The following is a 25,630-nucleotide window of genomic DNA, read 5'->3' as shown; positions in this document are numbered from 1 at the left end:
GATGATTGCCAAGACCGCTTCACTGTATATAATCCCAGTCACTGTATAAAAAGACAGAGCGATCAATATGCTTAAGCTGACGCCACGCCAAGCCGAGATTCTGGCCTTTATCAAACGCTGCCTCGAAGACAACGGCTACCCGCCGACCCGTGCGGAAATCGCTCAGGAACTGGGTTTCAAATCGCCCAACGCGGCCGAAGAGCACCTCAAGGCGCTCGCCCGTAAAGGCGCGATCGAGATGACTCCTGGCGCTTCTCGCGGCATTCGCATCCCTGGCTTCGAAGCCAAGGTCGACGAGTCCACGCTGCCGATCATCGGTCGAGTGGCTGCCGGCGCGCCGATTCTCGCTCAGCAACACATCGAGGAGTCCTGCAACATCAATCCGGCCTTCTTTCATCCGCGCGCCGACTATCTGTTGCGCGTCCACGGCATGAGCATGAAGGACATCGGTATTTTCGACGGCGACTTGCTGGCGGTTCACACCACCCGCGAGGCACGCAACGGTCAGATCGTGGTTGCCCGGATCGGCGACGAAGTCACCGTCAAACGCTTCAAGCGTGACGGCAGCAAAGTCTGGCTGATTGCCGAAAACCCCGAGTTCGCCCCTATCGAAGTCAACCTGAAAGACCAGGAACTGGTTATCGAAGGCTTGAGTGTCGGCGTCATCCGCCGCTAAAGGAGGCTTTATGCAGTTCCCACACGCACCTCAGCAAACACAACTGCCGTTGTTCGAAGCGTTTCTGGCGCAACCGATCGCCCCCATCCTCAAGGATGTCGTCGAGCGTCCGTGGAATACCGAACCTGAAGCGTTCAGCGAGCTGTCACTGCGCGGTGCGGCCGGAAACTGCCTGAACCTGCTGGCGCCGATTCTTCGCGAACTGAGCGAGGATCAGGACGCACGCTGGCTGACCCTGATTGCACCGCCTGCCAGCCTGACCCAGACCTGGCTGCGGGACGCTGGATTGAATCGCGAACGCATCCTGCTGTTACAGCCGCGCGGTGCCCAAAGCGCTCAGCAACTGGCCTGCGAAGCATTACGCCTGGGCCGCAGCCACACAGTCGTCACGTGGCTGAATCCACTGAGCACAGGATCACGGCAACAGCTGATCAGCGCCGCCCGCACCGGAGACGCTCAAAGCCTGAACATTCGTTTGGGGTGACTCAGCAACAATGCGCGCCACGTTAAGCGCAGGGCTTCTCCAGGGATAGAGAAGCCGGTCTGGAGCAGTAGCTGACAGACAGCGAATCAATGAAGAACCCGCGGCCCCTCATCTTTATCGAATTCGCCTTCAACCATACGCCCCGCCATTTGCACGCCAACGCTCAACATCGCTTTGGCAATTTCAACGTGCTGGCCCTGCAAAAACGCCTTGGCATCCTCGGAGAAATCCAGAGTCACCAGAGAACCCTCGTCCTCGGCCCTGCGCAGTTCGATTCGGCCGTCTGGTAGCTCGACAATTTCTAGAAAGGACGTTGGCATATAGGTCTGATCTCCACGAAAGGCAGGGATTATATAGACATCATTCAGGCTTCGCTCGGGATCTTGACCAGCAGCACGCCTCTCGTCGCCGCCAACCCACGCCCCTCAGCACTCGCTCAAGCCTTCACGGAAACGGAGCGCCAGCCCCTTGAGGTTCTGCCGCCAGCTCTCGAGCTCTTCACGGCTCAACTCTTCAACCACCTCTTCTTCATCCAGATTCACTGCCTGAATCAATGGCTGCGTCACATCGCCCTTCGGCTTGTGTGGCACGCGTAGCGGCTGAAACAACGCCGAATGCGCGGCCAGTAACTTAGACAGCCAGGTCTCCGGATTGCCCGCCAGCTCAATCATCTCTGCCAACTCTGGAATGGCGATCGACTCCAGCACTTCGCGGGTCAGCAGGGCTTCCGCTCGCGCCGCATTGGCTTGCGGCAGACGGTAGAAACCGGCAATTTCATGACACAAACCCAACAACGCACCATAGAGATGAAACAATGCGGATTCGCGCCCGGCCTGAATCAGCGCCAGCGAGTTCATCGCCCGCCCCTCTTCCGCCCTGGCCAGCGCTTCCAGCGACAAACCCGCGAAATAGATCTTCTGATTGGTACGGGTATAGAGTTCGTTGGCCATGTCGGCACTCTCCACAACGAAATAATTGCTTCACACAGGCCGGACAGTGTCGTGGATCAGCCGATCCGACCGCAAGCATTAAACAAAAAGGCCGCATGAAAACCCGAAGGTTGTCATGCGGCCTTTTGTCGTATTGGGCCGATAACATCAGCCCATCGCAAGGTCGGAGTCAGCTCACGCCTTGGCTTTCGCCGGACGCTTGTCCTCGACCGTCCACTTGCCACCGTCAAAGAACGCTTTCCAGCCAGTCGGCTTGCCGTCAACTTCGGTCTGAACATACTGTTCTTTGGTCTTGCGGCTGTAGCGGATCACGGCTGGCAGACCATCCGGATCCTTCTGCGGCGCTTCGCACAGGAAGTGGTACTTCGGATCGATCTCGTCCTTGTGCGGCAGAATCTCGATCACCAGCGGAGCACGGGTCTCGCGGTTTTTCGGGAACTGACTGGCCGCCAGGAACAGGCCGGACGCTCCGTCACGCAGGATGTAGGTGTCGTTGACCTTCTCGCATTTCAGCTCAGGCATCTTCACCGGATCCATCTTCGGCGGCGCCGCGTCACCGCTCTTCAGCAGCTTGCGGGTGTTCTTGCACGTCGGGTTGGTGCACCCGAAGAACTTGCCGAAACGGCCGGTCTTGAGCTGCATCTCGCTGCCGCACTTGTCGCACTCCAGGCTCGGACCTTCGTAGCCCTTGATGCGGTAGCTGCCCTCTTCGATCTCGTAGCCGGCGCAATCCGGGTTATTACCGCAGATGTGCAGCTTGCGCTTCTCGTCGAGCAGGTAAGCGTCCATAGCCGTGCTGCAGATCGGGCAGCGGTGCTTGCCGCGCAATACCAGGGATTCCGACTCACCCTCATCGTCCGCCGCGATTTCGTCGCCCGGCACCAGGTTGACGGTCGCCTTGCAGCGCTCTTTCGGCGGCAGGCTGTAACCCGAGCAGCCGAGGAACACTCCGGTCGATGCAGTACGGATCTGCATTGGACGGCCGCAGGTGGTGCAAGGAATATCGGTCATCACCGGCTGATTGGCACGCATGCCGGCTTCCGGATTCTCTGCTACTTCAAGTTTTTTCTTGAAGTCGCCGTAGAATTCATCCAGCACGTTTTTCCAGTCGCGCTCGCCCTGAGCCACGTCATCGAGATTCTCTTCCATACCGGCGGTGAAACCGTAGTCCATAAGATTGGAGAAGCTCTCCGACAGACGCTCGGTAACGATGTCGCCCATCTTTTCCGAATAGAAACGACGGTTGTGCAGGGTCACGTAGCCGCGATCCTGAATGGTCGAGATGATCGCCGCATAGGTCGAAGGACGGCCGATGCCGCGTTTTTCCATTTCCTTGACCAGGCTGGCTTCCGAATACCGGGCCGGCGGCTTGGTGAAGTGCTGGGACGGATCGAGCTTGATCAGCTTCATCACGTCGCCCTGCGCCATGTCGGGCAGAACGTCGTCATCGCCAGGTTTGGTGATTTGCGGCAGCACACGGGTGTAACCGTCGAACTTCAGGATGCGGCCCTTGGCGCGCAGCTCGAAGTCGCCGGCAGCGACGCTGACAGTGGTCGACAGGTATTGCGCCGGCAACATCTGGCAAGCCAGGAACTGGCGCCAGATCAGCTCGTAGAGGCGCTCAGCGTCGCGCTCCATGCCAGCCAGCTTGCTTGGTGTGGTGTTGGCGTCGGAAGGGCGAATCGCTTCGTGAGCCTCTTGTGCGCCTTCTTTGCTGCTGTAGACGTTCGGCGACTCCGGCAGATACTTCTTGCCGAACTCGGTCTCGATGTAATCGCGCGCCATCGTCACGGCATCAGCCGAGAGGTTGGTCGAGTCGGTACGCATATAAGTGATGTAGCCGGCTTCGTACAGACGCTGGGCCATCATCATGGTTTTCTTCACACCGAAGCCCAAGCGGTTGCTCGCGGCCTGTTGCAGTGTGGAGGTGATGAACGGTGCCGATGGCTTGCTGCTGGTCGGTTTGTCTTCACGCTTGACGATGCTGTAGCTGGAGGACTTGAGCTTCTCCAGCGCGGCCGTCGCTTGCGCTTCGTTCAATGGCTTGAAGGCTTCGCCTTTCTCTCGAGCCACTTCGAAACGCACGGTCGAGCCTTTGGCGGTGCCGAGATCGGCATGCACTTCCCAGTACTCTTCCGGGTTGAACGCGCGGATTTCACGTTCACGCTCGACCACCAGTTTCACGGCAACCGATTGCACGCGACCGGCGGACAGACCACGGGCGATCTTCGCCCACAGCAGCGGCGAGACCATGTAGCCGACGACGCGGTCGAGGAAACGACGGGCTTGCTGCGCGTTCACTCGATCGATGTCGAGTTCGCCCGGCTCCGAGAAGGCTTCCTGAATCGCCTTCTTGGTGATTTCGTTGAACACAACGCGCTTGTAGCGGCTGTCGTCACCACCGATGGCTTCGCGCAGGTGCCAGGCAATGGCTTCCCCCTCGCGATCCAAGTCGGTTGCGAGATAGATGGTGTCAGCATCCTTGGCGAGCCGGCGCAGCTCTTCGATGACCTTTTCCTTGCCCGGGAGGATCTCGTACTTGGCTTTCCAGCCGTGTTCGGGATCGACCCCCATACGCGAGACCAGCTGCTTGCGCGCCTTCTCTTTCGGCGACAGCGCTGGCGCTTCGCCCGCAGCAGCCTTGCCACGCTTGGCGGCAGGCTCCTTGCTGGCGCTAGCCGAACCGCTGGTGGGCAGGTCTCGGATATGGCCGATACTCGACTTCACCACGTATTGGTTGCCCAGATACTTGTTGATGGTCTTGGCCTTAGCCGGGGATTCCACAATGACCAGCGATTTGCCCATGGATCAGAAAATTCCTGAATTCTAGAAGTGAAAGGCGGTTGGCGCCTGACGCGGCACCGCTATATATAGTGGCTACAAGGTGAGGTCAAGCGCAGGGTTTTGCGCGCACTCGCCTTACGGCTTCGAAAAAAGGCTCGGTTCGGCTTGCACCAAAGCAAAGCGTGGGACCTGCTCGCCGTCAACCTCGACGGACTCCAGGAACATGCTCAAGGGACGTACCCAAAAGCCGTAATCGCCATACAGGGCTTGGTAAAAGACGACTTCTTCTTCGGTCTCGGAATGCCGCGCGACACTGAATACGCGGTACTGCGGACCTTTGTAATGTTGGTAGAGCCCAGGTTGTATCGGCATGCTTTGGCCCTCACTCAAATATTTTCAAAATAAAAACAAAATAAATCCGCAAAAACAAAAACCGGGGCACTTGGCCCCGGCTTCCATCGACGAGACGCTTAAACGCGTTCGAAGACGGTGGAGATGCCTTGGCCGAGGCCAATGCACATGGTGGCCACCCCGAAGGTGCCGCCATTCTGCTTCATCACGTTCAGCAAGGTGCCGGAAATACGGGCACCGGAGCAACCGAACGGGTGACCCAGGGCGATCGCGCCGCCGTGCAGGTTAACCTTCTCATTCATCTTGTCGAGCACTTTCAGGTCTTTCAGCACTGGCAGGGCCTGTGCGGCGAACGCTTCGTTGAGCTCGAAGAAGTCGATATCGTTGATACCCAGGCCGGCACGTTTCAGTGCTTTCTGAGTAGCCGGTACCGGACCATAGCCCATGATCGCCGGGTCCACACCCGCTACCGCCATCGAGCGAATCACCGCCATAGGCTGGATGCCCAGGTCCTGTGCGCGCTGTGCCGACATCACGATCATGCACGAAGCACCATCGGTGATCTGCGACGAAGTACCGGCCGTCACGGTGCCGCCCTTTGGATTGAACGCCGGCTTCAGAGCCGCCAGACTTTCCAGGGTGGTTTCCGGACGAATGGTTTCGTCGTAGTCGAAGGTTTTCAGGAAACCGTTCTCGTCGTAACCCTGCATCGGGATGATTTCGTCCTTGAACTTGCCTTCCACAGTCGCCTTGTGGGCCAACTGGTGGGAACGCACGCCAAAGGCGTCCTGCTGTTCGCGAGTGATGCCGTGCATTTTGCCCAGCATTTCAGCGGTCAGGCCCATCATGCCCGAGGCTTTCGCCGCGTACAGGGACATGTGCGGGTTCGGATCGACACCGTGCATCATGCTCACGTGACCCATATGCTCGACGCCGCCAACCACGAACACGTCACCGTTGCCGGTCATGATCGCTTGCGCCGCGGTGTGCAGCGCGCTCATCGACGAGCCGCACAGACGGCTGACGGTCTGGCCGGCCGAAGTGTGCGGGATCTGGGTCATCAGCGACGCCATGCGCGCGATGTTCCAGCCCTGCTCCAGGGTCTGGTTGACGCAGCCCCAGATCACGTCCTCGACTTCGGCAGGATCGACCTTGGTGTTGCGTTCCAGCAATTTGCTGATCAGGTGCGCCGACATGTCTTCGGCGCGGGTGTTGCGGTGCATGCCGCCCTTGGAGCGGCCCATCGGAGTACGACCGAAGTCGACAATCACGACGTCTCTAGGATTCAAGCTCATAAGTTCACTCTCACTCTAGTTGGGGGCGCTTAACCGAAGAAGCTCTGGCCGTTCTTGGCCATTTCGCGCAGCTTCGCGGTCGGGTGGTACAGCGCGCCCAAATCAGCGTACTGGTCGGCCAGGGCAACGAACTCGGCAACACCGATCGAGTCGATGTAGCGCAGCGCACCGCCACGGAATGGAGGGAAACCAATACCGTAGACCAGACCCATGTCGGCTTCGGCGGCGGTTTCGACGATGCCGTCTTCCAGGCAACGCACGGTTTCCAGGCACAGCGGGATCATCATCCAGTTGATGATGTCTTCGTCAGTGACTTCGCGCTGCTCGTAGACGATCGGCTTGAGTACTTCCAGTACCGACGGATCGGCGACTTTCTTCTGCTTGCCTTTCTTGTCGGCCTCGTAGGCATAGAAGCCCTTGCCGTTCTTCTGGCCCAGACGCTTGGCTTCGTAAAGCACGTCGATGGCCGAACGACGGTCGTCCTTCATGCGATCCGGGAAGCCTTCGGCCATCACGTCACGACCGTGGTGACCGGTGTCGATACCGACCACGTCCATCAGGTACGCCGGGCCCATCGGCCAGCCGAATTTTTCCATGATCTTGTCGATACGGACGAAGTCCACACCGGCGCTGACCAGTTTGGCGAAACCGCCGAAGTACGGGAACAATACGCGGTTGACCAGGAAGCCCGGGCAGTCGTTGACGACGATCGGGTTCTTGCCCATTTTCTTGGCGTAGGCAACGGTGGTGGCGATGGCCTGCTCGCTGGATTTCTCGCCACGGATTACTTCCACCAGCGGCATCATGTGCACCGGGTTGAAGAAGTGCATGCCGACGAAGTTTTCCGGACGCTTGAGGGCCTTGGCCAGCAGGCTGATGGAAATGGTCGAGGTGTTGGACGCGAGGATGGTGTCCTCTTTGACCTTGTCTTCGACTTCCGCCAGAACGGCTTGCTTGACCTTCGGGTTCTCGACCACGGCTTCAACGACCAGGTCAACGTGACCGAAATCGCCGTAGGACAGGGTCGGACGAATGCCGTTGAGCACTTCAGCCATTTTCGCGGCGGTCATGCGGCCTTTATCAACGCGACCGACCAGCAGCTTGGCGGCTTCAGCCAGACCTTGCTCGATGCCGTGCTCGTTGATGTCCTTCATCAGGATCGGCGTACCTTTGGAAGCCGACTGATAGGCGATACCGCCACCCATGATGCCGGCGCCCAGTACGGCAGCCTGCTTCACATCCTTGGCGATTTCGTCGTAGGCCTTGGCCTTTTTCTTCAGTTCCTGATCGTTCAGGAACAGACCGATCAAGCTCTGCGCGGCAGAGGTCTTGGCCAGTTTCACGAAACCTGCGGCTTCGACTTCCAGCGCCTTGTCACGACCGAAATTCGCGGCTTTCTGGATGGTCTTGATCGCTTCGACCGGGGCCGGGTAGTTCGGGCCCGCCTGGCCAGCCACGAAACCTTTGGCGGTTTCGAAAGCCATCATTTGTTCAATGGCGTTCAGCTTGAGCTTTTCCAGCTTCGGCTGGCGCTTGGCCTTGTAGTCGAACTCGCCGGAAATGGCGCGCTTGATCAGTTCAAGGGCAGCATCCTGCAGTTTTTCCGGGGCAACCACGGCATCGACGGCGCCGACTTTCAGCGCGTCTTCAGGACGGTTTTCCTTGCCGGCGGCAATCCACTCGATGGCGTTGTCGGCACCGATCAGGCGCGGCAGGCGCACGGTACCGCCGAAGCCCGGGTAGATGCCCAGTTTGACTTCCGGCAGACCGATCTTGGCCTTGGTCGACATGACGCGGTAATCCGCGGCCAGGCACATTTCCAGACCGCCACCGAGGGCGATGCCGTTGATCGCGGCGACAGTCGGAACGTTGAGGTCTTCGAAATCGCTGAAGATCTTGTTGGCTTCGAGATTGCCAGCAACCAGCTCGGCATCCGGCAGCTTGAAGTTGTCGACAAATTCGGTGATGTCGGCGCCGACGATGAACACGTCCTTGCCACTGCTGACGATCACGCCCTTGATCGAAGCATCTGCCTTGATGGTGTCTACGGCCTGACGCAGTTCGTTCAGGGTAAGACGGTTGAACTTGTTGACGGACTCACCCTTGAGGTCGAATTTCAATTCGACGATGCCACTTTCAAGAGCTTTAACCGTGATGGCTTTACCTTCGTAAATCATCAACTGATCTCCACGATATGGAAGCTGAACAGTACACGTCGGACGCAGGCGAATGGCTCGGCAGGACGCTTTTTCGTCAATGCTGACACCAATCCACCCGGCACACCCGCCAACGCGATAGTCGGGATTCTGTAGGAGCAGTCTGCAATACAAACGCTCAATTCATACGCCCGTTTGATTTGGGTACGCCACCTTCACGGAATTTCCGACAATTGTCAATCGCCCTAAATACGGGTTGAAATGCGACTTTGCGGTCATTTCTGTAGGACGCAGCCCGGCCACACACGCTTGCATGTGGGGGCATTCATAAGATTAATAGTTAGAAAAGTCGCCCTAATTCACGGCACGCCTTGTTTAACAGGCTACGCTGGCTGGACTACGAAGGAAAACAGGCGCACGTTTGTTGATCGGATCACCCGATTCAACGCCAAAAAGACTTTCCGGCCTGCCTGGCCAACCCCGCCCGATGAATCATGTCGGGCTTTTTATTGCTCGTCTGCCGGACATTTCGCGCCGTTGCAGCGCGAAAATTCCGCGAGTCATGCCAGCGCTTTCAGCGTGGCATCAATGTCCAGCAAAACCGATGCTTCACCCTTCTCGCCCCAATAGAGGGCGATCATCTGCTTGTCCGCCTCGACCTTGAAAACATTGCCCGGCAATTTTTCGAAATGATTCAGCAACAGCGGATCTTCACAGACTTCCTGCCACTGATTGACCCACACTCCCGGTGATTTCTGCCAGTACGTCCAGCACGCCGGCTGCTTGCCACGGCGTGGCCGATGGTATTGCGCACACGGGTTCGGCGGCTCCTGAGACATCCAGTGCGGCCACTCTTGAGGTGCCAGCTGCATGGCCAGCCCGATACGCCGGGCCTCCGTACGCAAGGCTATCCGGCCACTCTGTGCACGGGACGGGCGCAACCACGCCAGCGGACTCAACACCACCAGCAGGATTGACACCACCAGCCAGACCGTCATATCTCTACTCCCGAATCCTGATGAGCCCATTGCGTCACTTTGGAACCAATGCGCTTGAAACCAGCCATACTTACCAATATTGATCCCTCACGAGGAGCACCTCATGCCCTACCACCATATCCTGGTCGCCGTAGATCTGACCGAAGAGTGCGACCCTGTGATCCACCGCGCCCGAGAGCTGTCGGTGAGCAATGGCGCCAAGCTGTCGCTGGTGCATATCGTTGAACCGATGGCCATGGCCTTCGGCGGTGACGTGCCGATGGATCTGTCACAACTGCAACAACAGCAGTTCGACCAGGCCAAGGAACGACTCGAACGCCTGAAGCACAAGTACACCGAGCTCGAAGGCGCCAACTGCCACCTGACCTATGGCCAGCCACGTCAGGAAATCCACCATTTTGCCAAGGAACAGCAGTGCGACCTGATCGTGGTCGGCAGTCACGGCCGGCATGGTCTTGCATTGTTGCTGGGCTCGACCGCCAATGACGTGCTGCACGGCGCACCATGCGATGTGTTGGCGGTGCACCTGGTCAAACGCTGATACCAGTCACTTATGAAAAGCTGAAAAGCCCGGCGCCCATCACTGGACGCCGGGCTTTTTCATGCCTGGAATCAATCAGGCGTCGAGCTCGGCCCAGCGCTCGACCAAGGCATCCAGCTCCGCCTGCAATTGCTCCAGAGAAGCAATGACCTTGGCCGTCTCGGCCGGCGGACGCTGATAGAAACCGGCCTCAGCCATTTCAGCCTCGACAGCAGCAATCTGCTGCTCTTTGGCGTCGATATCGCCCGGCAAGGCTTCCAGCTCGCGTTGAAGCTTGTAGCTCAGCTTCTTCTTCGCAGCCGGGGCCGCAGCAACAGGTGCGGCAACCGGAGCCGGCTCAGCAGTGACCACCGCCGAGTTCAGGTCAGCCTTGCCGGATTTGCTTTCCGTCACGCCCAGCAGACGCGGCGAACCGCCCTGACGGATCCAGTCCTGATAGCCGCCGACGTATTCGCGAACCTTGCCTTCACCTTCGAAGACCAGGGTGCTGGTGACCACGTTGTCGAGGAATGCCCGGTCGTGGCTGACCATCAGCACGGTGCCGTTGAAGGTCAGCAGCACTTCTTCGAGCAGCTCGAGGGTTTCCACGTCGAGGTCGTTGGTCGGTTCGTCGAGTACCAGCAGGTTCGCCGGCTTGCTGAACAATTTGGCCAGCAACAGACGCGCACGCTCACCACCGGACAACGCCTTCACCGGCGTGCGGGCACGCTGCGGGCTGAACAGGAAGTCGCCGAGGTAGCTCAACACGTGGCGACTCTGGCCGTCGATATCGATGAAGTCGCGACCTTCGGCGACGTTATCGATCACGGTTTTTTCCAGATCCAGCTGATGACGCAACTGGTCGAAGTAGGCCACGTCGATCTTGGTGCCCTCTTCCACTTTGCCGCTGGTCGGTTGCAGACCGCTGAGCATCAGTTTCAGCAGGGTAGTCTTGCCGGTACCGTTGGCGCCGAGCAGGCCGATCCGGTCGCCGCGTTGCAGCACCATGGAGAAATCGCGGATCAGGAACGGACCGCCCGGATGCGCGAAGCTCACGTTATCCAGCACCATCACCTGCTTGCCGGACTTCTCCGCTGTTTCCAGCTGGATGTTGGCCTTGCCGGTGCGCTCGCGACGCTCGCTGCGCTCAACACGCAATGCTTTCAGGGCACGGACGCGGCCTTCGTTACGGGTACGACGAGCCTTGATGCCCTGGCGAATCCACACTTCTTCCTGGGCCAGACGCTTGTCGAACAGCGCGTTGGCGGTTTCTTCGGCGGCCAGTGCGGCTTCTTTGTGAACGAGGAAACTGGCGTAGTCACCGTTCCAGTCGATCAGGCCACCGCGATCCAGTTCGAGGATGCGGGTGGCAAGGTTTTGCAGGAAGGAACGGTCGTGCGTGATGAACAGCACGGCGCCCTGGAAATCCTTCAGCGCTTCTTCAAGCCAGGCAATCGCACCGATGTCCAGGTGGTTGGTCGGTTCGTCGAGCAGCAGCAGATCCGGTTCGGACACCAGCGCCTGCGCCAGCAACACACGACGACGCCAGCCGCCGGACAGTTCGGCGAGGGTCTTGTCGGCCGGCAGTTGCAGGCGGCTCAGGGTGCTGTCGACCAGGGTCTGCAAGCGCCAGCCATCGCGGGCTTCGAGGTCGTGCTGAACGTGCATCAGCTTGTCCAGATCGGCATCGGTGACGATGTTCTGGCTCAGGTGATGGTATTCGGCGAGCAAGGCGCCAACGCCGTCGAGACCTTCGGCGACCACGTCGAACACAGTCCGCTCGTCGGCCACCGGCAATTCCTGCGGCAATTCACCGATTTTCAGACCGGGGGCACGCCACACCGAGCCGTCATCAGGCTTCTGGTCGCCCTTGACCAGTTTCATCATGCTGGATTTGCCAGTGCCGTTGCGGCCGATGATGCACACCCGCTCACCACGGGCGATCTGCCAGGACACCTTGTCCAACAACGGCATCGCGCCGAATGCAAGGGACACATCGCTGAATTTGAGCAGGGTCATGAGCTTCTCCAAAAACCGGGCGCGCATTCTACCTGAATCGAGGCCCGAACAGGCCGGCAATTTCGCCGCTGACGCACTCTGCACAACAATTGTTGCGAACTTGTGCTGCAAGGTCGGCAAAGCTTTCGCCCCTTGCTGGCAAAAGGCTAAGCTACAGGCAATTCAGTGCCGGCCTTGAGCCGGCACTTGTCATGATTTCTCTGCCCGGATGTCTCATGCGCAGTCGCCTCTTCAGTGTTTTGTCATGTTTGCTGCTTTCCGCCGCTGCCGTTCAATCCGTCCAGGCGGTGGACCTGTCCACCCAACGCCAGTATTACGATGAAGCCAAGCGCGCCCTGGCCAAGGGCGACAGCGGCCCGTATTTCCGTTACAGCCAGGCCCTCGCCGATTATCCGCTGAAGCCGTACCTCGCCTACGACGAGCTGACCGCCCGCCTGAAAACCGCCAGCAACGCGGAGATCGAAAAATTCCTCGCCGAGCACGGTGACCTGCCCCAGGCCAACTGGATGAAACTGCGCTGGCTGCGCTGGCTGGCCGATCGCGGCGACTGGGCGACGTTCGTCAAGTATTACGACCCCAAACTGAATTTCACCGAACTGGACTGCCTCAACGCGCAGTACCAGATCAGCCACAACAAGAAGGCCGAGGGCTACGCCAACGCCGAGAAACTGTGGCTGACCGGTAAATCCCAGCCCGCCGCCTGCGATGCGCTGTTCGGCATGTGGGCCGCCGAAGGTCAGTTGACCGAACAGAAACGCTGGGAACGCGCCAAACTCGCCGCCCAGCACCGCAACTATCCGCTGGCCAACAGCCTGGTCAACGGCCTGACCACCCTCGCCCCGCGCGGCCGCCTGCTGGTGGACGTGGCGCAGAAACCGGAATTGCTCAACCAGCCGTCGCGCTTCACGCCGGCCGATGAACCGATGTCGGACGTGGTCAGCCTCGGCCTGCGCCGCCTCGCGCGTCAGGACCCGGACAAGGCCATGGCCCTGCTCGACGGTTATGCCAGCAGCATGCATTTCTCCCGGGATGAAAAAGTCGCGATCGCCCGGGAAATCGGCCTGACGCTGGCCCGCCGCTTCGACAGCCGCGCGCTGGACGTGATGACCAAGTACGACCCGGAGCTGCGCGACAACACTGTGTCCGAATGGCGCCTGCGTCTGTTGTTGCGTCTGGCGCGCTGGGATGACGCCTACCAACTGACCCGCCGTTTGCCACAGGACCTGGCCACCACCAACCGCTGGCGCTACTGGCAGGCCCGCAGCCTGGAACTGGCGCAACCGCAGAACCCGGAAGCACAGACGCTGTACAAGAACCTGTCGCGGGAACGTGATTTCTACGGCTTCCTCGCCGCTGACCGCTCGCAATCGCCGTACTCGCTGAACAACAAGCCGCTGGTGCTCAGTCAGGCGCTGATCAACAAAGTGCGCAACACCCCTGGCGTACGTCGTGCACTGGAGTTCCACGCCCGTGGGCAGATCGTCGACGGTCGCCGCGAGTGGTATCACGTCAGCCGGCATTTCAACCGCGACGAGATGGTCGCCCAGGCAAAACTGGCCTACGACCTGAAATGGTACTTCCCGGCTATCCGCACCATCAGTCAGGCGCAGTACTGGGATGATCTGGACATCCGGTTCCCGATGGCTCACCGCGACACTCTGGTACGCGAAGCCAAGGTGCGCGGCCTGCATTCGAGCTGGGTGTTCGCCATCACCCGCCAGGAAAGTGCGTTCATGGACGACGCCCGCTCCAGCGTCGGCGCCAGCGGCCTGATGCAACTGATGCCCGGCACCGCCAAGGAAACCGCGCGCAAGTTCAGCATTCCGTTGGCCTCGCCGCAGCAAGTGCTGGATCCGGATAAAAACATCCAGCTCGGCGCCGCCTATCTGAGCCAGGTGCACAGCCAGTTCAACGGCAACCGCGTACTCGCCTCCGCCGCCTACAACGCCGGCCCCGGCCGCGTGCGCCAATGGCTGCGCGGCGCAGACCACCTGAGCTTCGACGTGTGGGTGGAAAGCATCCCGTTCGACGAAACCCGCCAGTACGTACAGAACGTGTTGTCCTATTCGGTGATCTACGGCCAGAAACTGAACTCGCCACAGCCGCTGGTGGACTGGCATGAGCGGTATTTCGACGACCAGTGATCGGGGCGCGTATCGCCGATAGATCGACGTAAACAAAAATGCCCGCATCGAGAGATGCGGGCATTTTTTATGGCGTTCTACTGGGTCGGTTACTTAGTCGGTTACAGGGTCGGTCGAAGCTTGATGACCATCACTGAACTGCAACGCCGCCAACCGCGCATACAGCGGATTGCTGGCGATCAGCTCCTGATGTGTGCCAATCGCTACCAGTTTGCCCTGATCCATCACCGCGATCCGGTCGGCGTTTTTCACCGTGGCCAACCGGTGGGCGATGACCAGCGTGGTGCGGTTTTGCATCAGGCTCGGCAGCGCTTGCTGGATCAGGTGTTCGCTTTGGGCATCGAGGGCGCTGGTGGCTTCGTCGAGCAGCAGGATCGGCGCGTCGACCAGCAACGCCCGGGCAATGGCCAGGCGCTGGCGTTGTCCGCCTGACAGACCGAGGCCACCGTCACCCAGATGGGTCTGGTAGCCGTCGGGCATCTGTTCGATGAAGTCGTGGGCGTGGGCGATTCTGGCCGCCTCCCGCACCTGCTCCAGCGTGGCGGTCGGGCAGCCGTAGCGAATGTTCTCTTCGACACTGCCGAAGAACAGCGCCGGGGTTTGCGAGACCAGCGCGAAGCAGCGACGCAAGTCCAGCGGATCAAGGCTCGTCAGCGGCACGCCATCGATCAGGATCCGCCCTTCCCGGGGATCGTAGAAACGCAGCAGCAGGTCATACACCGTGGACTTGCCCGCGCCGGACGGTCCTACAAGCGCGAGGGTTTCTCCGGCGTTGATCGTCAGACTCAAGCCATCGACGGCAAGACTTTCGGGACGCGAAGGGTAGGAAAAACGCACATCCTGTAATTCCAGCTCGCCTTTGACCCGCCCCGGCAACGTCACCAACCCTGTGGTCGGTGGCTGAATAATGTTCTCCGAACGCAGCAGTTCCGCAATTCGCTCCGCGGCGCCGGCCGCTCGCTGCAACTCGCCAATCACTTCGCTCAACGTGCCAAACGCACTGCCAACAATCAGGCTGTAAAACACGAACGCCGCCAGTTCACCCGCCGAAATCCGTCCCGCGATCACGTCCATGCCGCCGACCCACAACATCACCGCGACGGCGCCGAGCACCAGCACGATTACCAGCGTGATCAGCCAGGCCCGCTGGAAAATCCGTTTGCGCGCGGTCTCGAACGCTTGCTCGACGGTGCTGGCGAAACGCTGTTCGTCCTGCACCTGATGGTTGTAGGCCTGCACGGTTTTGATCTGGCCGAGGGTTTCCGAGACATAACTGCCAATGTCGGCAATCCGGTCCTGACTCAGCCGGGAGAGGTTGCGCACGCGACGGCCGAAAATCAGGATCGGCGCAATCACCAGCGGCAGTGCGATCACCACGATGCTGGTGAGTTTGGGGTTGGTGATGAACAGCAGCACCACACCGCCAATGACCATCAGCAGATTACGCAGGAAGAGCGACAGCGACGAGCCGATCACCGATTGCAGCAATGTGGTGTCAGCGGTCAATCGTGACTGGATTTCCGAGCTGCGATTGTCTTCGTAGAATCCGGGGTGCAGGTACACCAGATGGTTGAACACCTGCCGGCGAATGTCTGCCACCACGCGCTCACCGATCCACGACACCAGATAAAACCGCGCAAAGGTGCCGACCGCAAGGCCGAACACCAACAGCATGAACAGGCCGATGGATTGGTTGAGCAAGTGCGGCGACTGGGTCATGAAGCCTTGATCGACCAGCAACTTGATGCCCTGCCCCATCGACAGGGTGATGCCCGCCGTGACGATCAGCGCCAGCAGTGCGCCGAAGGCCGGCCAGCGATAGGGAGCAAGGAAATGACTGGTCAGGCGCAAGGCCCGGCGGTGGCGCGAGGAAAGCATCGAGATCATTCAGGTTCACGTCGTGTGCTGATGGATAGGGCCAGCCTACAGAGTCAAATGGGGTGGAACTCTGCAAATCACAATGAGTCAGGTTAATTATGACCGGCAAGACTACCCCCTAGACGCTATTGGTCTAAGGTCCGGGTTGAGACAGACGGTCATTTCTGTTTGAGTGGAGATGCCGTTCCGGACCGACCGCAGGGAGTTGTCACAGCCTGGTCACCTGACGGTTTTAATCTAGGCACACAACCTGATGAGGAGACAGGCCATGTCCTTGCAACACAGCAGCGATGACAAAATTGAAGTGATCCGCACCAAGCCCGGCCAACCTCTGGGTTGCTCGATCATCGATAAGGATGGGCGCGAAGTGCCAATCACTGAAGACATGATCCAGGACGCCTGCCGCGAACTGGAGAAGCGATTGGTCAAGCCTGCCGAACAAAAGTGATATCGCCACCGTCTTCCTGACCCGGCCCCTGCAGGCCGGGTTTTTTCTGCCCGCTGTTTATACCGCCACAGCCCCCAGCGCGGTCACGATCTGGCGCAAGACGGGCGAATCCCCCTCGATCCGCACCTTCAAGCCTTCGATTTCGCGTCGCGAAGGATACTGTTTGCGCAGCAGATCAAACGCGGCGCGTTGCTCACCGACACTGCCCAGCAGCGTACGACGGAAATCCGCATCGTCCCGGCGCGGGTCGTACACACCGCGGCACAACATCGCCAGCGCCCAGGCCGGATCGCTGTCGGCATGCAGGGAAACTTCCGACAGCCACGGCGCCGGCAGCAGATCACCGAGCTGAATGGTGGCGGGCTCACCGATAAAGTCGCAGTAAGCCTGATAGATCTGCGCCGTGCCGCGCTGTTTGCCATCGAGGCTGTAACCGGCGATGTGCGGCGTAGCCAGCACGCAGAGTTCGGCCAGCGCCACATCGACTTGCGGCTCGGCTTCCCAGACATCGAGCACTGCTTGCAGGTCTTCTCGCTCCAGCAGCACCTCGCGCAACGCGGTGTTATCCACTACCGGACCGCGCGCCGCGTTGATCAGCCAGGCGCCGGGCTTGAGCTGCTGCAAACGCTGCTCGTCGAACAAATGCCAGGTCGCGCCGTCGCCGCTGCGGGTCAGCGGGGTATGCAGGCTGATCACATCGCACTGCGCGATGATCTGCTCCAGGCTGACATAGTCGCCGCCCTCGGCCGCCTGACGTGGCGGGTCGCAGACTTTCACGTTCCAGCCCAAGCCTTTCAGTACCTTGATCAGGCGACCGCCGACTTCACCGGCACCGATCACACCGTAAGTGCGTTCGCTTAAATCGACGCCTTCGATTTCGGCCAGGGTCATCAGGCTGCCGAGCACGTAATCGACCACACCCCGGGCATTGCAGCCGGGTGCGCTGGACCAGGTGATGCCGGCCTCGTTGAAATAGTCGAGATCCAGATGATCGGTGCCGATGGTGCAGGTGCCGACAAAACGCACCTTGCTGCCTTCGAGCAGTGCGCGGTTGACGTTGGTCACCGAGCGCACCAGCAGCACGTCGGCGTGTTCGACCGTGGCCCGGTCGATGGAACGGCCCGAAACCCGGCGGATCTCGCCGAAACCGGCAAAAAAGGCATCGAGCAGCGGGATATTTTCGTCGGCAACAATCAGCATGGCGGGGCTCCTTGGGCGGATCGGCAGTGTAGGCGCTGGGACTGCGATGAGCCAGCAGGCTGTGATTTCTTGATGAGGCGCCTCGATTACAAATACGCAACAGAGGATTTTTCCTGACCGTTACGTCAGCGGCGTAGAATGCCCGGCCTTGCGCATCAACCCCTGTGGACGCTTTGCCTGTGAATTCCGTGACTGACCGCCCTGCCGCCGTTTCCCTCAACCGCCCTGCCCGGGTTCGCCTGGAGCTGAAAAACCTGCTCGGCCTGGCCCTGCCGATCATGATCGCGCAACTGGCGACCACCGCCATGGGCTTCGTCGATGCGGTGATGGCCGGGCGCGTCGGACCCAAGGATCTGGCGGCCGTGGCGCTGGGTAACTCGATCTGGGTGCCGGTGTTCCTGCTGATGACCGGCACTTTGCTGGCCACCACGCCGAAAGTCGCCCAGCGCTTCGGTGCCGGCACCCACAGTGAAATCGGCCCGATCGTGCGCCAGGCCCTGTGGCTGGCACTGGTGGTGGGCCTGATGGCAACCTCCATGCTGTTCAGCGCCGAACCGATCCTGCATCTGATGAAAGTCGATCCGGAACTGATCGGCCCGTGCATGCAGTACCTACACGGCATTGCCAGCGGTCTGCCAGCGGTGGCCTTCTATCACGTGCTGCGCTGCACCAGTGACGGCCTCGGTCGCACCCGCCCGGCGATGGTGCTTGGCCTGTGCGGTCTGGCGCTGAACATTCCACTGAACTACGTGTTCATTTATGGCCACTTCGGCGTGCCGGCCATGGGCGGCGTCGGTTGCGGCTGGGCCACGGCGATCGTGATGTGGGTGATGGCGCTGGGCCTGGCCGGTTATGAACGCTGGGCGCCGGCCTACAAATCGAGCGAACTGTTCAGCCGCTTCGACTGGCCGCAATGGGCGGTGATCAAGCGTTTGCTGGCCATCGGTCTGCCGATCGGCGTCGCGGTGTTTGCCGAGTCGAGCATCTTCGCGGTGATCGCGCTGCTGATCGGCAGCCTCGGCGCCACGGTGGTGGCCGGGCACCAGATCGCACTGAACGTCAGCTCGCTGGTGTTCATGATTCCGTACTCGCTGGGCATGGCCGTGACCGTGCGGGTCGGCCAGGCTCTGGGCCGTGAAGAACCTCGCGAAGCACGTTTCGCCGCGGGTGTCGGCATGGGCACTGCGCTGGCTTACGCCTGCCTGTCGGCGAGCATGATGCTGCTGATGCGCGAACACATTGCGGCGATCTACACCTCCGATCCGATGGTGATTCACATCGCAGCGATGCTGATCGTGTACTCGGCGCTGTTCCAGTTCTCCGACGCGATCCAGGTCACCGCCGCCGGCGCCCTGCGCGGTTATCAGGACACTCGCGTGACGATGATCCTGACCCTGTTCGCCTATTGGGGCATCGGCCTGCCGGTGGGTTACGCCCTCGGCCTGACCGACTGGCTCGGCGAGCCACGTGGCCCGAGCGGCTTGTGGGAAGGTTTGATCGTCGGCCTCAGCTGCGCGGCGCTGATGCTGTCGATCCGCCTGACGCGCAGCGCACGCAAACGCATTCGCATCAGCCGTTCGATGGGCTGACCGGCCATAAAAAAAGACCTGCATTTGCAGGTCTTTTTTTGCCTTGCGATCAACCGGACTTCTTGCGGATCCAGTACAGATAGGTCCCGGCTTCTTCGTGCTGCCCCACCAGTTCATGGTCGAGAAACACGCAGAACTTGGGGATGTCGCGGCGGGTCGACGGGTCGGTGGCGATCACCTTGAGCAGTCCGCCGGGCACCAGGTCACGGATGTGCTGGTGCAGCATCATCACCGGCTCCGGACAGTTGAGGCCTGTGGCGTCGAGGGTGCCGTCGACCGGCGTATCGATCATTTCACTCATGATTCACTCCTGAAACTGGCCGGCATTGTCGCCCAATGCCGGGTGTTCGGTCACCTGTCGCGCGCTCAGCGGGCTTTGGTTTTCTTCACGTCATGGCGGCGCAAATGGCAGGTCACTTCCTCGCGGTCGTGGTAAAGCTGCTTGCAGCCGATGTCGACCTTGATCCCACGGGCCTTGAAACCGTCGGCGATACGCTCGAGCAGGCGCTTCACTTCGGCGTAACGCTGCTTCATCGGCAACTTCAGGTTGACCACCGCTTCCCGGCAATGCCCCTCGCCGATCCACTCTTCGAGCATCGCGGCGTTGCGCGCCGGTTTCTCAACGATGTCGCAGACCATCCAGTCCACCGGTTGCTTGGGTTTGAAAGTGAAACCGTCAGCCATCAAGTGCTGCACCAGACCGGTGTCCATCAGGCTTTCGGCCATCGGACCGTTGTCGATGGCGGTCACCAGCATGCCGCGATTGACCAGTTGCCAGGTCCAGCCGCCCGGCGCAGCGCCGAGGTCGACGCCGGTCATGTCGCTGTGCAGGCGATCTTCCCACTGGTCGCGGGGAATGAAGTGGTGCCAGGCCTCCTCCAGCTTCAGGGTCGAACGGCTCGGCGCCTCGCGCGGGAACTTCAGGCGCGGAATGCCCATCGGCCACATCGCCGAGTTGCCGGCGTCGGCCAGACCGAGAAACACCTCACGACCGCTCTTGAAGGTCAGCAGCAGGCGTGGCTTGCTCGCGTCCTCCACCAGTTTGCCGGCGCCGGTCAGCGCCTTGCGCAGTGGGCCTTCGAACTTCTTGCAGAAATTCGACAATTCCTTGCCGTCGTTGGTGTCGACGACTTCCAGCCACAGACTGCCGCACACCGGGAATTCAGCCATGTGCGCGAGGATCACGCTGATGCGGTCGTTTTCCGGCAGATCGATGAAAAATCCGCGCGCCCACTGGCGCGGGAAGATCAGCTCGGCGAAACGCTGACCGCGCATCAGACGCTCGGCGCCATCCTCTTCGCTGCAGACGAACTCGGCGCAAGCGGTAGCCGGTTTGGCCTTGGCGTAGCCGGCCACGTTGAGTTGGGCGGCGAGGTCGGAAATCTCCGAGCAGACTTCACCTTCGAAACCTGGCCGGCAATGCATGAATAGGGTGTTCATTCTTACTCCTGGGCAGAGGGCGATCATTCATCCCCTGCGCGATGCCCAGACCCTGCTTTGAAGCAAAGCCTGTCACGAAAACCGGCGCATGATAGCCCATGTCGGAACCTTGGACTTGCCCATAGAGTCCAGTTATTAGCCAGCTACTGAAAACAGGGCTACGTTGATAGCTCTGCCCGTCCCCTCAATCCGTAGCCGTGCGGATTCAAAGGAGTGATCGTAATGCCGTCCCTCGATAGTCTGAATTCTCTGAAAACCCTCAAAGTCGATGACAAGACTTACCACTATTTCAGCCTGCCGGATGCCGCCAAGACCTTGGGCGATCTCGACAGGCTGCCGATGTCGCTGAAAGTCCTGCTGGAAAACCTGCTGCGCTGGGAAGATGAAAAAACCGTCACCGGCGCCGACCTCAAGGCCATTGCCGCGTGGCTCAAGGAGCGCCGCTCCGACCGGGAAATCCAGTACCGCCCGGCCCGCGTGCTGATGCAGGACTTTACCGGCGTACCCGCCGTGGTCGATCTGGCCGCGATGCGCGCCGCCATGGCCAAGGCCGGTGGTGATCCGCAGCGAATCAACCCGCTGTCGCCGGTGGATCTGGTGATCGACCACTCGGTGATGGTCGACAAGTTCGCCAGCGCCAGCGCCTTCGAACAGAACGTCGACATCGAAATGCAGCGCAACGGCGAACGCTACGCCTTCCTGCGCTGGGGCCAGAGCGCCTTCGATAACTTCAGCGTGGTGCCGCCGGGCACCGGGATCTGCCACCAGGTCAACCTCGAATACCTCGGCCGCACCGTGTGGACCAAGGACGAAGACGGCCGCACTTATGCCTTCCCCGACACCCTGGTCGGCACCGACTCCCACACCACCATGATCAACGGCCTCGGCGTACTCGGCTGGGGCGTCGGCGGGATCGAGGCGGAAGCGGCGATGCTCGGGCAGCCGGTGTCGATGCTGATTCCGGAAGTGATTGGTTTCAAACTTACCGGCAAACTAAAGGAAGGCATCACCGCCACCGACCTGGTGCTGACCGTCACCCAGATGCTGCGCAAGAAAGGCGTGGTCGGCAAATTCGTCGAGTTCTATGGCGACGGCCTCGCCGACCTGCCGCTGGCCGACCGCGCAACCATCGCCAACATGGCCCCGGAATATGGCGCGACGTGCGGCTTCTTCCCGGTGGATGACGTGACCCTTGACTACCTGCGCCTGTCCGGCCGTCCGCCTGAAGTGGTGAAGCTGGTCGAGGCCTACACCAAGGCTCAGGGCCTGTGGCGCCTGCCCGGTCAGGAACCGGTGTTCACCGACAGCCTGGCGCTGGACATGGGCAGCGTCGAAGCCAGCCTCGCCGGGCCGAAACGCCCGCAGGACCGCGTCTCGCTGCCGAATGTCGGCCAGGCGTTCAGCGACTTCCTCGACTTGCAGTTCAAACCCACCAGCAAGGAAGAAGGACGTCTTGAAAGCGAAGGCGGTGGTGGCGTGGCGGTGGGCAATGCCGATCTGGTCGGCGAAACGGATTACGAGTACGACGGCCACACCTATCGCCTGAAAAACGGTGCCGTGGTGATTGCCGCGATCACCTCCTGCACCAACACCTCCAACCCCAGCGTAATGATGGCTGCCGGGCTGCTGGCGAAAAAAGCCGTGGAAAAAGGCCTGACCCGCAAGCCGTGGGTGAAGAGTTCGCTGGCACCGGGGTCGAAAGTGGTCACCGATTACTACAAGGCCGCCGGGCTGACGCAGTACCTCGACCAGCTCGGGTTTTCACTGGTGGGTTACGGCTGCACCACTTGCATCGGCAACTCCGGACCGCTGCCGGAACCGATCGAAAAAGCCATCCAGAAAGCCGATCTGACCGTGGCATCGGTGCTGTCCGGCAACCGCAACTTTGAAGGCCGGGTGCATCCGCTGGTGAAAACCAACTGGCTGGCGTCACCGCCGCTGGTGGTCGCCTACGCCCTGGCCGGCACTGTGCGCACCGATATCAGCAGCGAACCGCTGGGTAACGACCAGCAAGGTAACCCGGTGTACCTGCGTGACATCTGGCCGAGCAGCAAGGAAATCGCCGACGCGGTAAATCAGGTCAACACGGCGATGTTCCACAAGGAATACGCCGAGGTGTTTGCCGGTGACGAACAGTGGCAAGCCATCGAAGTCCCGCAAGCCGCGACCTACGTCTGGCAGGCGGATTCGACCTACATCCAGCATCCGCCGTTCTTCGATGACATTGCCGGGCCATTGCCGGTGATCGCCGATGAGAAAGGTGCGCGAGTGCTGGCGCTATTGGGCGATTCGGTGACCACCGACCACATCTCCCCCGCCGGCAACATCAAGGCCGACAGCCCGGCCGGGCGTTACCTGCGCGAGCAAGGCGTCGAGCCACGGGACTTCAACTCCTACGGCTCGCGCCGGGGCAACCACGAAGTGATGATGCGCGGCACGTTTGCCAATATCCGTATCCGCAACGAAATGCTCGGCGGCGAAGAAGGTGGCAACACCCTCTACATTCCGACCGGCGAGAAACTGGCGATCTACGACGCCGCCATGCGCTATCAGGCGTCGGGTACGCCGCTGGTAGTGATTGCCGGGCAAGAATACGGCACCGGTTCCAGTCGCGACTGGGCCGCCAAGGGCACCAACCTGCTGGGCGTGAAAGCGGTGATCGCCGAAAGCTTCGAGCGCATTCACCGTTCCAACCTGGTGGGCATGGGCGTGCTGCCGTTGCAGTTCAAACTGGATCAGAACCGCAAGAGCCTGAACCTCACCGGCAAGGAAACCCTGGATATCCAGGGCCTGAGCGGTGTCGAGCTGACGCCACGGATGAACCTGAGCCTGGTCATCACCCGTGAAGACGGACGGCAGGAGAAAATCGAAGTGCTGTGCCGCATCGACACCTTGAACGAGGTGGAGTACTTCAAGTCCGGCGGGATTCTGCATTACGTGTTGCGCCAGTTGATCGCCTCGTAAGACCTGCAGATGCAGAAACACCGCCAGATCGGCGGTGTTTCTGTTTGAGCACGGCACTTTTCTGCAGACGAAAAAAAACCCGCCGAAGCGGGTTTTTCCCAAGACCATTATCGACTCCCTGTCGGCAGCGATCCTTGCTAATGGTCGATCATCCGTGATCCTGAAACACTCCCTGTGCTTCAGTTGATGAGGCTAGATTACGCTGTGGATCCAATCGGCAATAGTCGAAAAAGCTACTATCGCGTGTAAGACATTCGCCATAGCGCGCCTTCCGAAAACCCTTAGGCGTGTCAGGCATTGAGCGCGGAAGCCGCCAGTTGTGCGACTTTCAGCTGCCCGGCGGCGGCTTTTTGCTCGTCATCCTCCATGAACCATGCGGCAGACAGTCCGGCAAAGGCCAATACCCATTGCAGCAAGCGGCTTCGCTCGATGCCCGCTGTTGCGCAGATCACCTCGACTTGCCGCTGAAAGCGCTCCGGATCGGTGGCCGTCGGCAGTTCCGGGTTGCAGATCAGGTTGGCGTAGTCATAACCACGCTCGCCCCGCACCCGCTTGGGGTCGATGGCCAGCCAGCCCCGTGGGCCGAAATCGAGGACATTGTCGTGGTGCATGTCGCCGTGCAGCACCACCACGTCCTGCGGTTCGGCGAGCAAGGTCTCGGCGATTTGCAGGCATTCGGTGTATTGGCCGCCGTATCGGACCGCGGCCATTGTTAATGATGCAAACCACGGCGCCAGCTCCACCAACGGCGGTGGCGGCGTCGGTCGCGGTGCGTGCAGGTGCGCCAGCGCTCGACACATGATCCGTGTGGCTTCGTCGTCTTCGCCGTTGAGCGCCATGTGCATCAGCGAACGCTGGCCCATGGCCCGCTCCAGCAACAGGCTCTCGTCGTGATGGGCGAGCACCCGGGCGGCACCGTCGCCGCCCCACCAGGTCATCAGCAGGTTGCCGTACTTTTCCTCCTCGTCCACCGCGACTTTCAGCATCGCCGGAGTATTGCCCTGACGCACAGGTAACAGGCGGCTGCCCGGGGTGATGACCGGCTCACCGTCCGGCGTCAGCGCCCAGCGTTCCAGCCACGGCGTGAACAGGCCGAGATCAGCCACCCTCACGCTCGCGGGCCCGTTCGCTCTCCGTGAGGAAGTGTTCAAGTCGACTCAACTGTTCCTCCCAGCCCCGGCTGTCCATGTAATACGCTTCTTTCTGGCGCACGTCGGGAATGTGCGCGAAACCGGATTCGGAGACTTTCAGCAACGTACCGTTCTCGTAGTCCTGCAATTCGAATCTGACCAGCGTGGTCGGTTCCTGGGAGTAGTCGATTTTCGGGTTCACCGCGTAGGGGTGCCAACGGAAGGAGAACAACTGCTGCGGCTCGACCCGCTCCACCAGCACGTTCCACAACACATGTTCATAACCGGGGTACGTGACCTGCCCTTGCGTCCATTCGCCCGCGATAAACCGCCGGCCCTCCAGCGCAACGCCGAACCACTGGCCGAACGCCTCGGCATCGACCAGGGCGCGCCAGACATGGGAGCGCGGCGACCTGAGCATGATCTTACGTTCAAAGCTGTTGGGTACTGGTTTCATACGTCACCTCCTGTTTTGAACAGTAGGCTTGTATGACCACATGTCCAATCCGAAGTTGTATCAATCCAGTGCAACGGTCGGGTCTGATTGAAATATCCGGCAGTATTTTGGATCACCGGTTCGTCAGAATGCGCACGGATCGGCGCG

Annotated in this window: 21 protein-coding genes; 7 read left to right on the top strand and 14 right to left on the bottom strand. The window is 60.4% G+C overall.

What is annotated here, in order from left to right:
• Window positions 1-67 precede the first annotated feature (67 nt).
• On the top strand, window positions 68-676 hold the full coding sequence (lexA, locus tag L6D74_RS24670; protein WP_007953044.1) for a transcriptional repressor LexA: 609 nt from the start codon (window positions 68-70) through the stop codon (window positions 674-676).
• Window positions 677-686: 10 nt separating this feature from the next.
• The gene (gene sulA, locus L6D74_RS24665; protein ID WP_236190830.1) at window positions 687-1,160 is read left to right on the top strand and encodes an SOS-induced cell division inhibitor SulA; all 474 of its coding nucleotides are present in this window, start codon (window positions 687-689) and stop codon (window positions 1,158-1,160) included.
• Window positions 1,161-1,246: 86 nt separating this feature from the next.
• On the opposite strand, the gene L6D74_RS24660 is transcribed toward sulA, so the two are convergent.
• The 7 genes from L6D74_RS24660 to L6D74_RS24630 form a co-directional block, all read right to left on the bottom strand.
• The gene (locus tag L6D74_RS24660) at window positions 1,247-1,480 is read right to left on the bottom strand and encodes a hypothetical protein (RefSeq protein ID WP_007953047.1); all 234 of its coding nucleotides are present in this window, start codon (window positions 1,478-1,480) and stop codon (window positions 1,247-1,249) included.
• A gap of 105 nt (window positions 1,481-1,585) precedes the next feature.
• On the bottom strand, window positions 1,586-2,110 hold the full coding sequence (locus tag L6D74_RS24655; RefSeq protein ID WP_236190828.1) for a DUF6586 family protein: 525 nt from the start codon (window positions 2,108-2,110) through the stop codon (window positions 1,586-1,588).
• Between the two features lie 174 nt (window positions 2,111-2,284).
• Window positions 2,285-4,915, bottom strand: a complete 2,631-nt coding sequence (gene topA, locus L6D74_RS24650; protein WP_064598120.1) for a type I DNA topoisomerase — start codon at window positions 4,913-4,915, stop codon at window positions 2,285-2,287.
• Window positions 4,916-5,029: 114 nt separating this feature from the next.
• Window positions 5,030-5,266: a DUF1653 domain-containing protein gene (locus L6D74_RS24645; protein WP_007953059.1), complete on the bottom strand. Its 237-nt coding sequence runs from the start codon at window positions 5,264-5,266 to the stop codon at window positions 5,030-5,032.
• Window positions 5,267-5,364: 98 nt separating this feature from the next.
• Window positions 5,365-6,540 (bottom strand): acetyl-CoA C-acyltransferase FadA, encoded by a 1,176-nt coding sequence (gene fadA / locus L6D74_RS24640; protein ID WP_085613118.1) that lies wholly within the window; start codon window positions 6,538-6,540, stop codon window positions 5,365-5,367.
• A 29-nt stretch (window positions 6,541-6,569) separates the two neighbouring features.
• Window positions 6,570-8,717 (bottom strand): fatty acid oxidation complex subunit alpha FadB, encoded by a 2,148-nt coding sequence (gene fadB, locus L6D74_RS24635; protein ID WP_074689251.1) that lies wholly within the window; start codon window positions 8,715-8,717, stop codon window positions 6,570-6,572.
• A gap of 539 nt (window positions 8,718-9,256) precedes the next feature.
• The gene (locus L6D74_RS24630; RefSeq protein WP_085649305.1) at window positions 9,257-9,694 is read right to left on the bottom strand and encodes a hypothetical protein; all 438 of its coding nucleotides are present in this window, start codon (window positions 9,692-9,694) and stop codon (window positions 9,257-9,259) included.
• A 103-nt stretch (window positions 9,695-9,797) separates the two neighbouring features.
• Here L6D74_RS24630 and L6D74_RS24625 point away from each other — a divergent pair, with 103 nt between their 5' ends.
• The gene (locus L6D74_RS24625) at window positions 9,798-10,235 is read left to right on the top strand and encodes a universal stress protein (RefSeq protein ID WP_011335197.1); all 438 of its coding nucleotides are present in this window, start codon (window positions 9,798-9,800) and stop codon (window positions 10,233-10,235) included.
• Between the two features lie 75 nt (window positions 10,236-10,310).
• Here the strand turns inward: L6D74_RS24625 and L6D74_RS24620 are convergent, their stop codons facing one another.
• Window positions 10,311-12,233 (bottom strand): ATP-binding cassette domain-containing protein, encoded by a 1,923-nt coding sequence (locus L6D74_RS24620; RefSeq protein WP_011335198.1) that lies wholly within the window; start codon window positions 12,231-12,233, stop codon window positions 10,311-10,313.
• Window positions 12,234-12,448: 215 nt separating this feature from the next.
• Between L6D74_RS24620 and L6D74_RS24615 the strand changes: the two genes are divergently transcribed.
• Window positions 12,449-14,377 carry a transglycosylase SLT domain-containing protein gene (locus tag L6D74_RS24615; protein ID WP_236190825.1) on the top strand — a complete coding sequence of 643 codons (1,929 nt, stop codon included), beginning with the start codon at window positions 12,449-12,451 and terminating at the stop codon, window positions 14,375-14,377.
• A gap of 93 nt (window positions 14,378-14,470) precedes the next feature.
• Here L6D74_RS24615 and L6D74_RS24610 read toward each other — a convergent pair whose 3' ends face one another.
• Complete coding sequence (locus L6D74_RS24610) at window positions 14,471-16,264, bottom strand: ABC transporter transmembrane domain-containing protein (protein ID WP_236190823.1); 1,794 nt, start codon at window positions 16,262-16,264, stop codon at window positions 14,471-14,473.
• Window positions 16,265-16,523: 259 nt separating this feature from the next.
• On the opposite strand from L6D74_RS24610, the gene L6D74_RS24605 reads away from it, so the two are divergent.
• Window positions 16,524-16,703, top strand: a complete 180-nt coding sequence (locus L6D74_RS24605; protein ID WP_064598133.1) for a PA1571 family protein — start codon at window positions 16,524-16,526, stop codon at window positions 16,701-16,703.
• A gap of 57 nt (window positions 16,704-16,760) precedes the next feature.
• Here L6D74_RS24605 and pdxB read toward each other — a convergent pair whose 3' ends face one another.
• Window positions 16,761-17,903 carry a 4-phosphoerythronate dehydrogenase PdxB gene (gene pdxB, locus L6D74_RS24600; RefSeq protein ID WP_236190821.1) on the bottom strand — a complete coding sequence of 381 codons (1,143 nt, stop codon included), beginning with the start codon at window positions 17,901-17,903 and terminating at the stop codon, window positions 16,761-16,763.
• Between the two features lie 179 nt (window positions 17,904-18,082).
• Between pdxB and L6D74_RS24595 the strand changes: the two genes are divergently transcribed.
• Window positions 18,083-19,492, top strand: a complete 1,410-nt coding sequence (locus tag L6D74_RS24595) for an MATE family efflux transporter (RefSeq protein ID WP_064598137.1) — start codon at window positions 18,083-18,085, stop codon at window positions 19,490-19,492.
• A gap of 49 nt (window positions 19,493-19,541) precedes the next feature.
• On the opposite strand, the gene tusA is transcribed toward L6D74_RS24595, so the two are convergent.
• The gene (gene tusA / locus L6D74_RS24590) at window positions 19,542-19,793 is read right to left on the bottom strand and encodes a sulfurtransferase TusA (protein ID WP_007953079.1); all 252 of its coding nucleotides are present in this window, start codon (window positions 19,791-19,793) and stop codon (window positions 19,542-19,544) included.
• A gap of 65 nt (window positions 19,794-19,858) precedes the next feature.
• Window positions 19,859-20,932, bottom strand: coding sequence for a 23S rRNA (cytidine(2498)-2'-O)-methyltransferase RlmM (rlmM, locus tag L6D74_RS24585; protein WP_236190820.1), 1,074 nt, complete (start codon window positions 20,930-20,932; stop codon window positions 19,859-19,861).
• A 222-nt stretch (window positions 20,933-21,154) separates the two neighbouring features.
• Between rlmM and acnA the strand changes: the two genes are divergently transcribed.
• Window positions 21,155-23,896, top strand: a complete 2,742-nt coding sequence (gene acnA / locus L6D74_RS24580) for an aconitate hydratase AcnA (RefSeq protein WP_236190819.1) — start codon at window positions 21,155-21,157, stop codon at window positions 23,894-23,896.
• 290 nt (window positions 23,897-24,186) lie between these two features.
• On the opposite strand, the gene L6D74_RS24575 is transcribed toward acnA, so the two are convergent.
• Window positions 24,187-25,002 (bottom strand): aminoglycoside phosphotransferase family protein, encoded by an 816-nt coding sequence (locus L6D74_RS24575; protein WP_236190818.1) that lies wholly within the window; start codon window positions 25,000-25,002, stop codon window positions 24,187-24,189.
• Window positions 24,995-25,483, bottom strand: coding sequence for an SRPBCC family protein (locus tag L6D74_RS24570; RefSeq protein WP_064598144.1), 489 nt, complete (start codon window positions 25,481-25,483; stop codon window positions 24,995-24,997). The genes L6D74_RS24575 and L6D74_RS24570 overlap by 8 nt, the downstream gene beginning before the upstream one ends.
• Window positions 25,484-25,630 lie beyond the last annotated feature (147 nt).

Origin of the sequence: Pseudomonas pharyngis, assembly GCF_021602345.1 — a bacterium.
Classification (GTDB): domain Bacteria; phylum Pseudomonadota; class Gammaproteobacteria; order Pseudomonadales; family Pseudomonadaceae; genus Aquipseudomonas; species Aquipseudomonas pharyngis.
The sequence above is the reverse complement of the archived record's forward strand: the minus strand, read 5'-3'. Positions and strand labels throughout refer to the sequence as shown.

Excerpts from the sequence above, each read along its gene's own strand:
- lexA (WP_007953044.1), top strand. The coding sequence starts at position 68 with ATGCTTAAGCTGACGCCACGCCAAGCCGAGATTCTGGCCTTTATCAAA.
- sulA (WP_236190830.1), top strand. The coding sequence starts at position 687 with ATGCAGTTCCCACACGCACCTCAGCAAACACAACTGCCGTTGTTCGAA.
- L6D74_RS24660 (WP_007953047.1), bottom strand. The coding sequence starts at position 1,480 with ATGCCAACGTCCTTTCTAGAAATTGTCGAGCTACCAGACGGCCGAATC.
- L6D74_RS24655 (WP_236190828.1), bottom strand. The coding sequence starts at position 2,110 with ATGGCCAACGAACTCTATACCCGTACCAATCAGAAGATCTATTTCGCG.
- topA (WP_064598120.1), bottom strand. The coding sequence starts at position 4,915 with ATGGGCAAATCGCTGGTCATTGTGGAATCCCCGGCTAAGGCCAAGACC.
- L6D74_RS24645 (WP_007953059.1), bottom strand. The coding sequence starts at position 5,266 with ATGCCGATACAACCTGGGCTCTACCAACATTACAAAGGTCCGCAGTAC.
- fadA (WP_085613118.1), bottom strand. The coding sequence starts at position 6,540 with ATGAGCTTGAATCCTAGAGACGTCGTGATTGTCGACTTCGGTCGTACT.
- fadB (WP_074689251.1), bottom strand. The coding sequence starts at position 8,717 with ATGATTTACGAAGGTAAAGCCATCACGGTTAAAGCTCTTGAAAGTGGC.
- L6D74_RS24630 (WP_085649305.1), bottom strand. The coding sequence starts at position 9,694 with ATGACGGTCTGGCTGGTGGTGTCAATCCTGCTGGTGGTGTTGAGTCCG.
- L6D74_RS24625 (WP_011335197.1), top strand. The coding sequence starts at position 9,798 with ATGCCCTACCACCATATCCTGGTCGCCGTAGATCTGACCGAAGAGTGC.
- L6D74_RS24620 (WP_011335198.1), bottom strand. The coding sequence starts at position 12,233 with ATGACCCTGCTCAAATTCAGCGATGTGTCCCTTGCATTCGGCGCGATG.
- L6D74_RS24615 (WP_236190825.1), top strand. The coding sequence starts at position 12,449 with ATGCGCAGTCGCCTCTTCAGTGTTTTGTCATGTTTGCTGCTTTCCGCC.
- L6D74_RS24610 (WP_236190823.1), bottom strand. The coding sequence starts at position 16,264 with ATGATCTCGATGCTTTCCTCGCGCCACCGCCGGGCCTTGCGCCTGACC.
- L6D74_RS24605 (WP_064598133.1), top strand. The coding sequence starts at position 16,524 with ATGTCCTTGCAACACAGCAGCGATGACAAAATTGAAGTGATCCGCACC.
- pdxB (WP_236190821.1), bottom strand. The coding sequence starts at position 17,903 with ATGCTGATTGTTGCCGACGAAAATATCCCGCTGCTCGATGCCTTTTTT.
- tusA (WP_007953079.1), bottom strand. The coding sequence starts at position 19,793 with ATGAGTGAAATGATCGATACGCCGGTCGACGGCACCCTCGACGCCACA.
- rlmM (WP_236190820.1), bottom strand. The coding sequence starts at position 20,932 with ATGAACACCCTATTCATGCATTGCCGGCCAGGTTTCGAAGGTGAAGTC.
- acnA (WP_236190819.1), top strand. The coding sequence starts at position 21,155 with ATGCCGTCCCTCGATAGTCTGAATTCTCTGAAAACCCTCAAAGTCGAT.
- L6D74_RS24570 (WP_064598144.1), bottom strand. The coding sequence starts at position 25,483 with ATGAAACCAGTACCCAACAGCTTTGAACGTAAGATCATGCTCAGGTCG.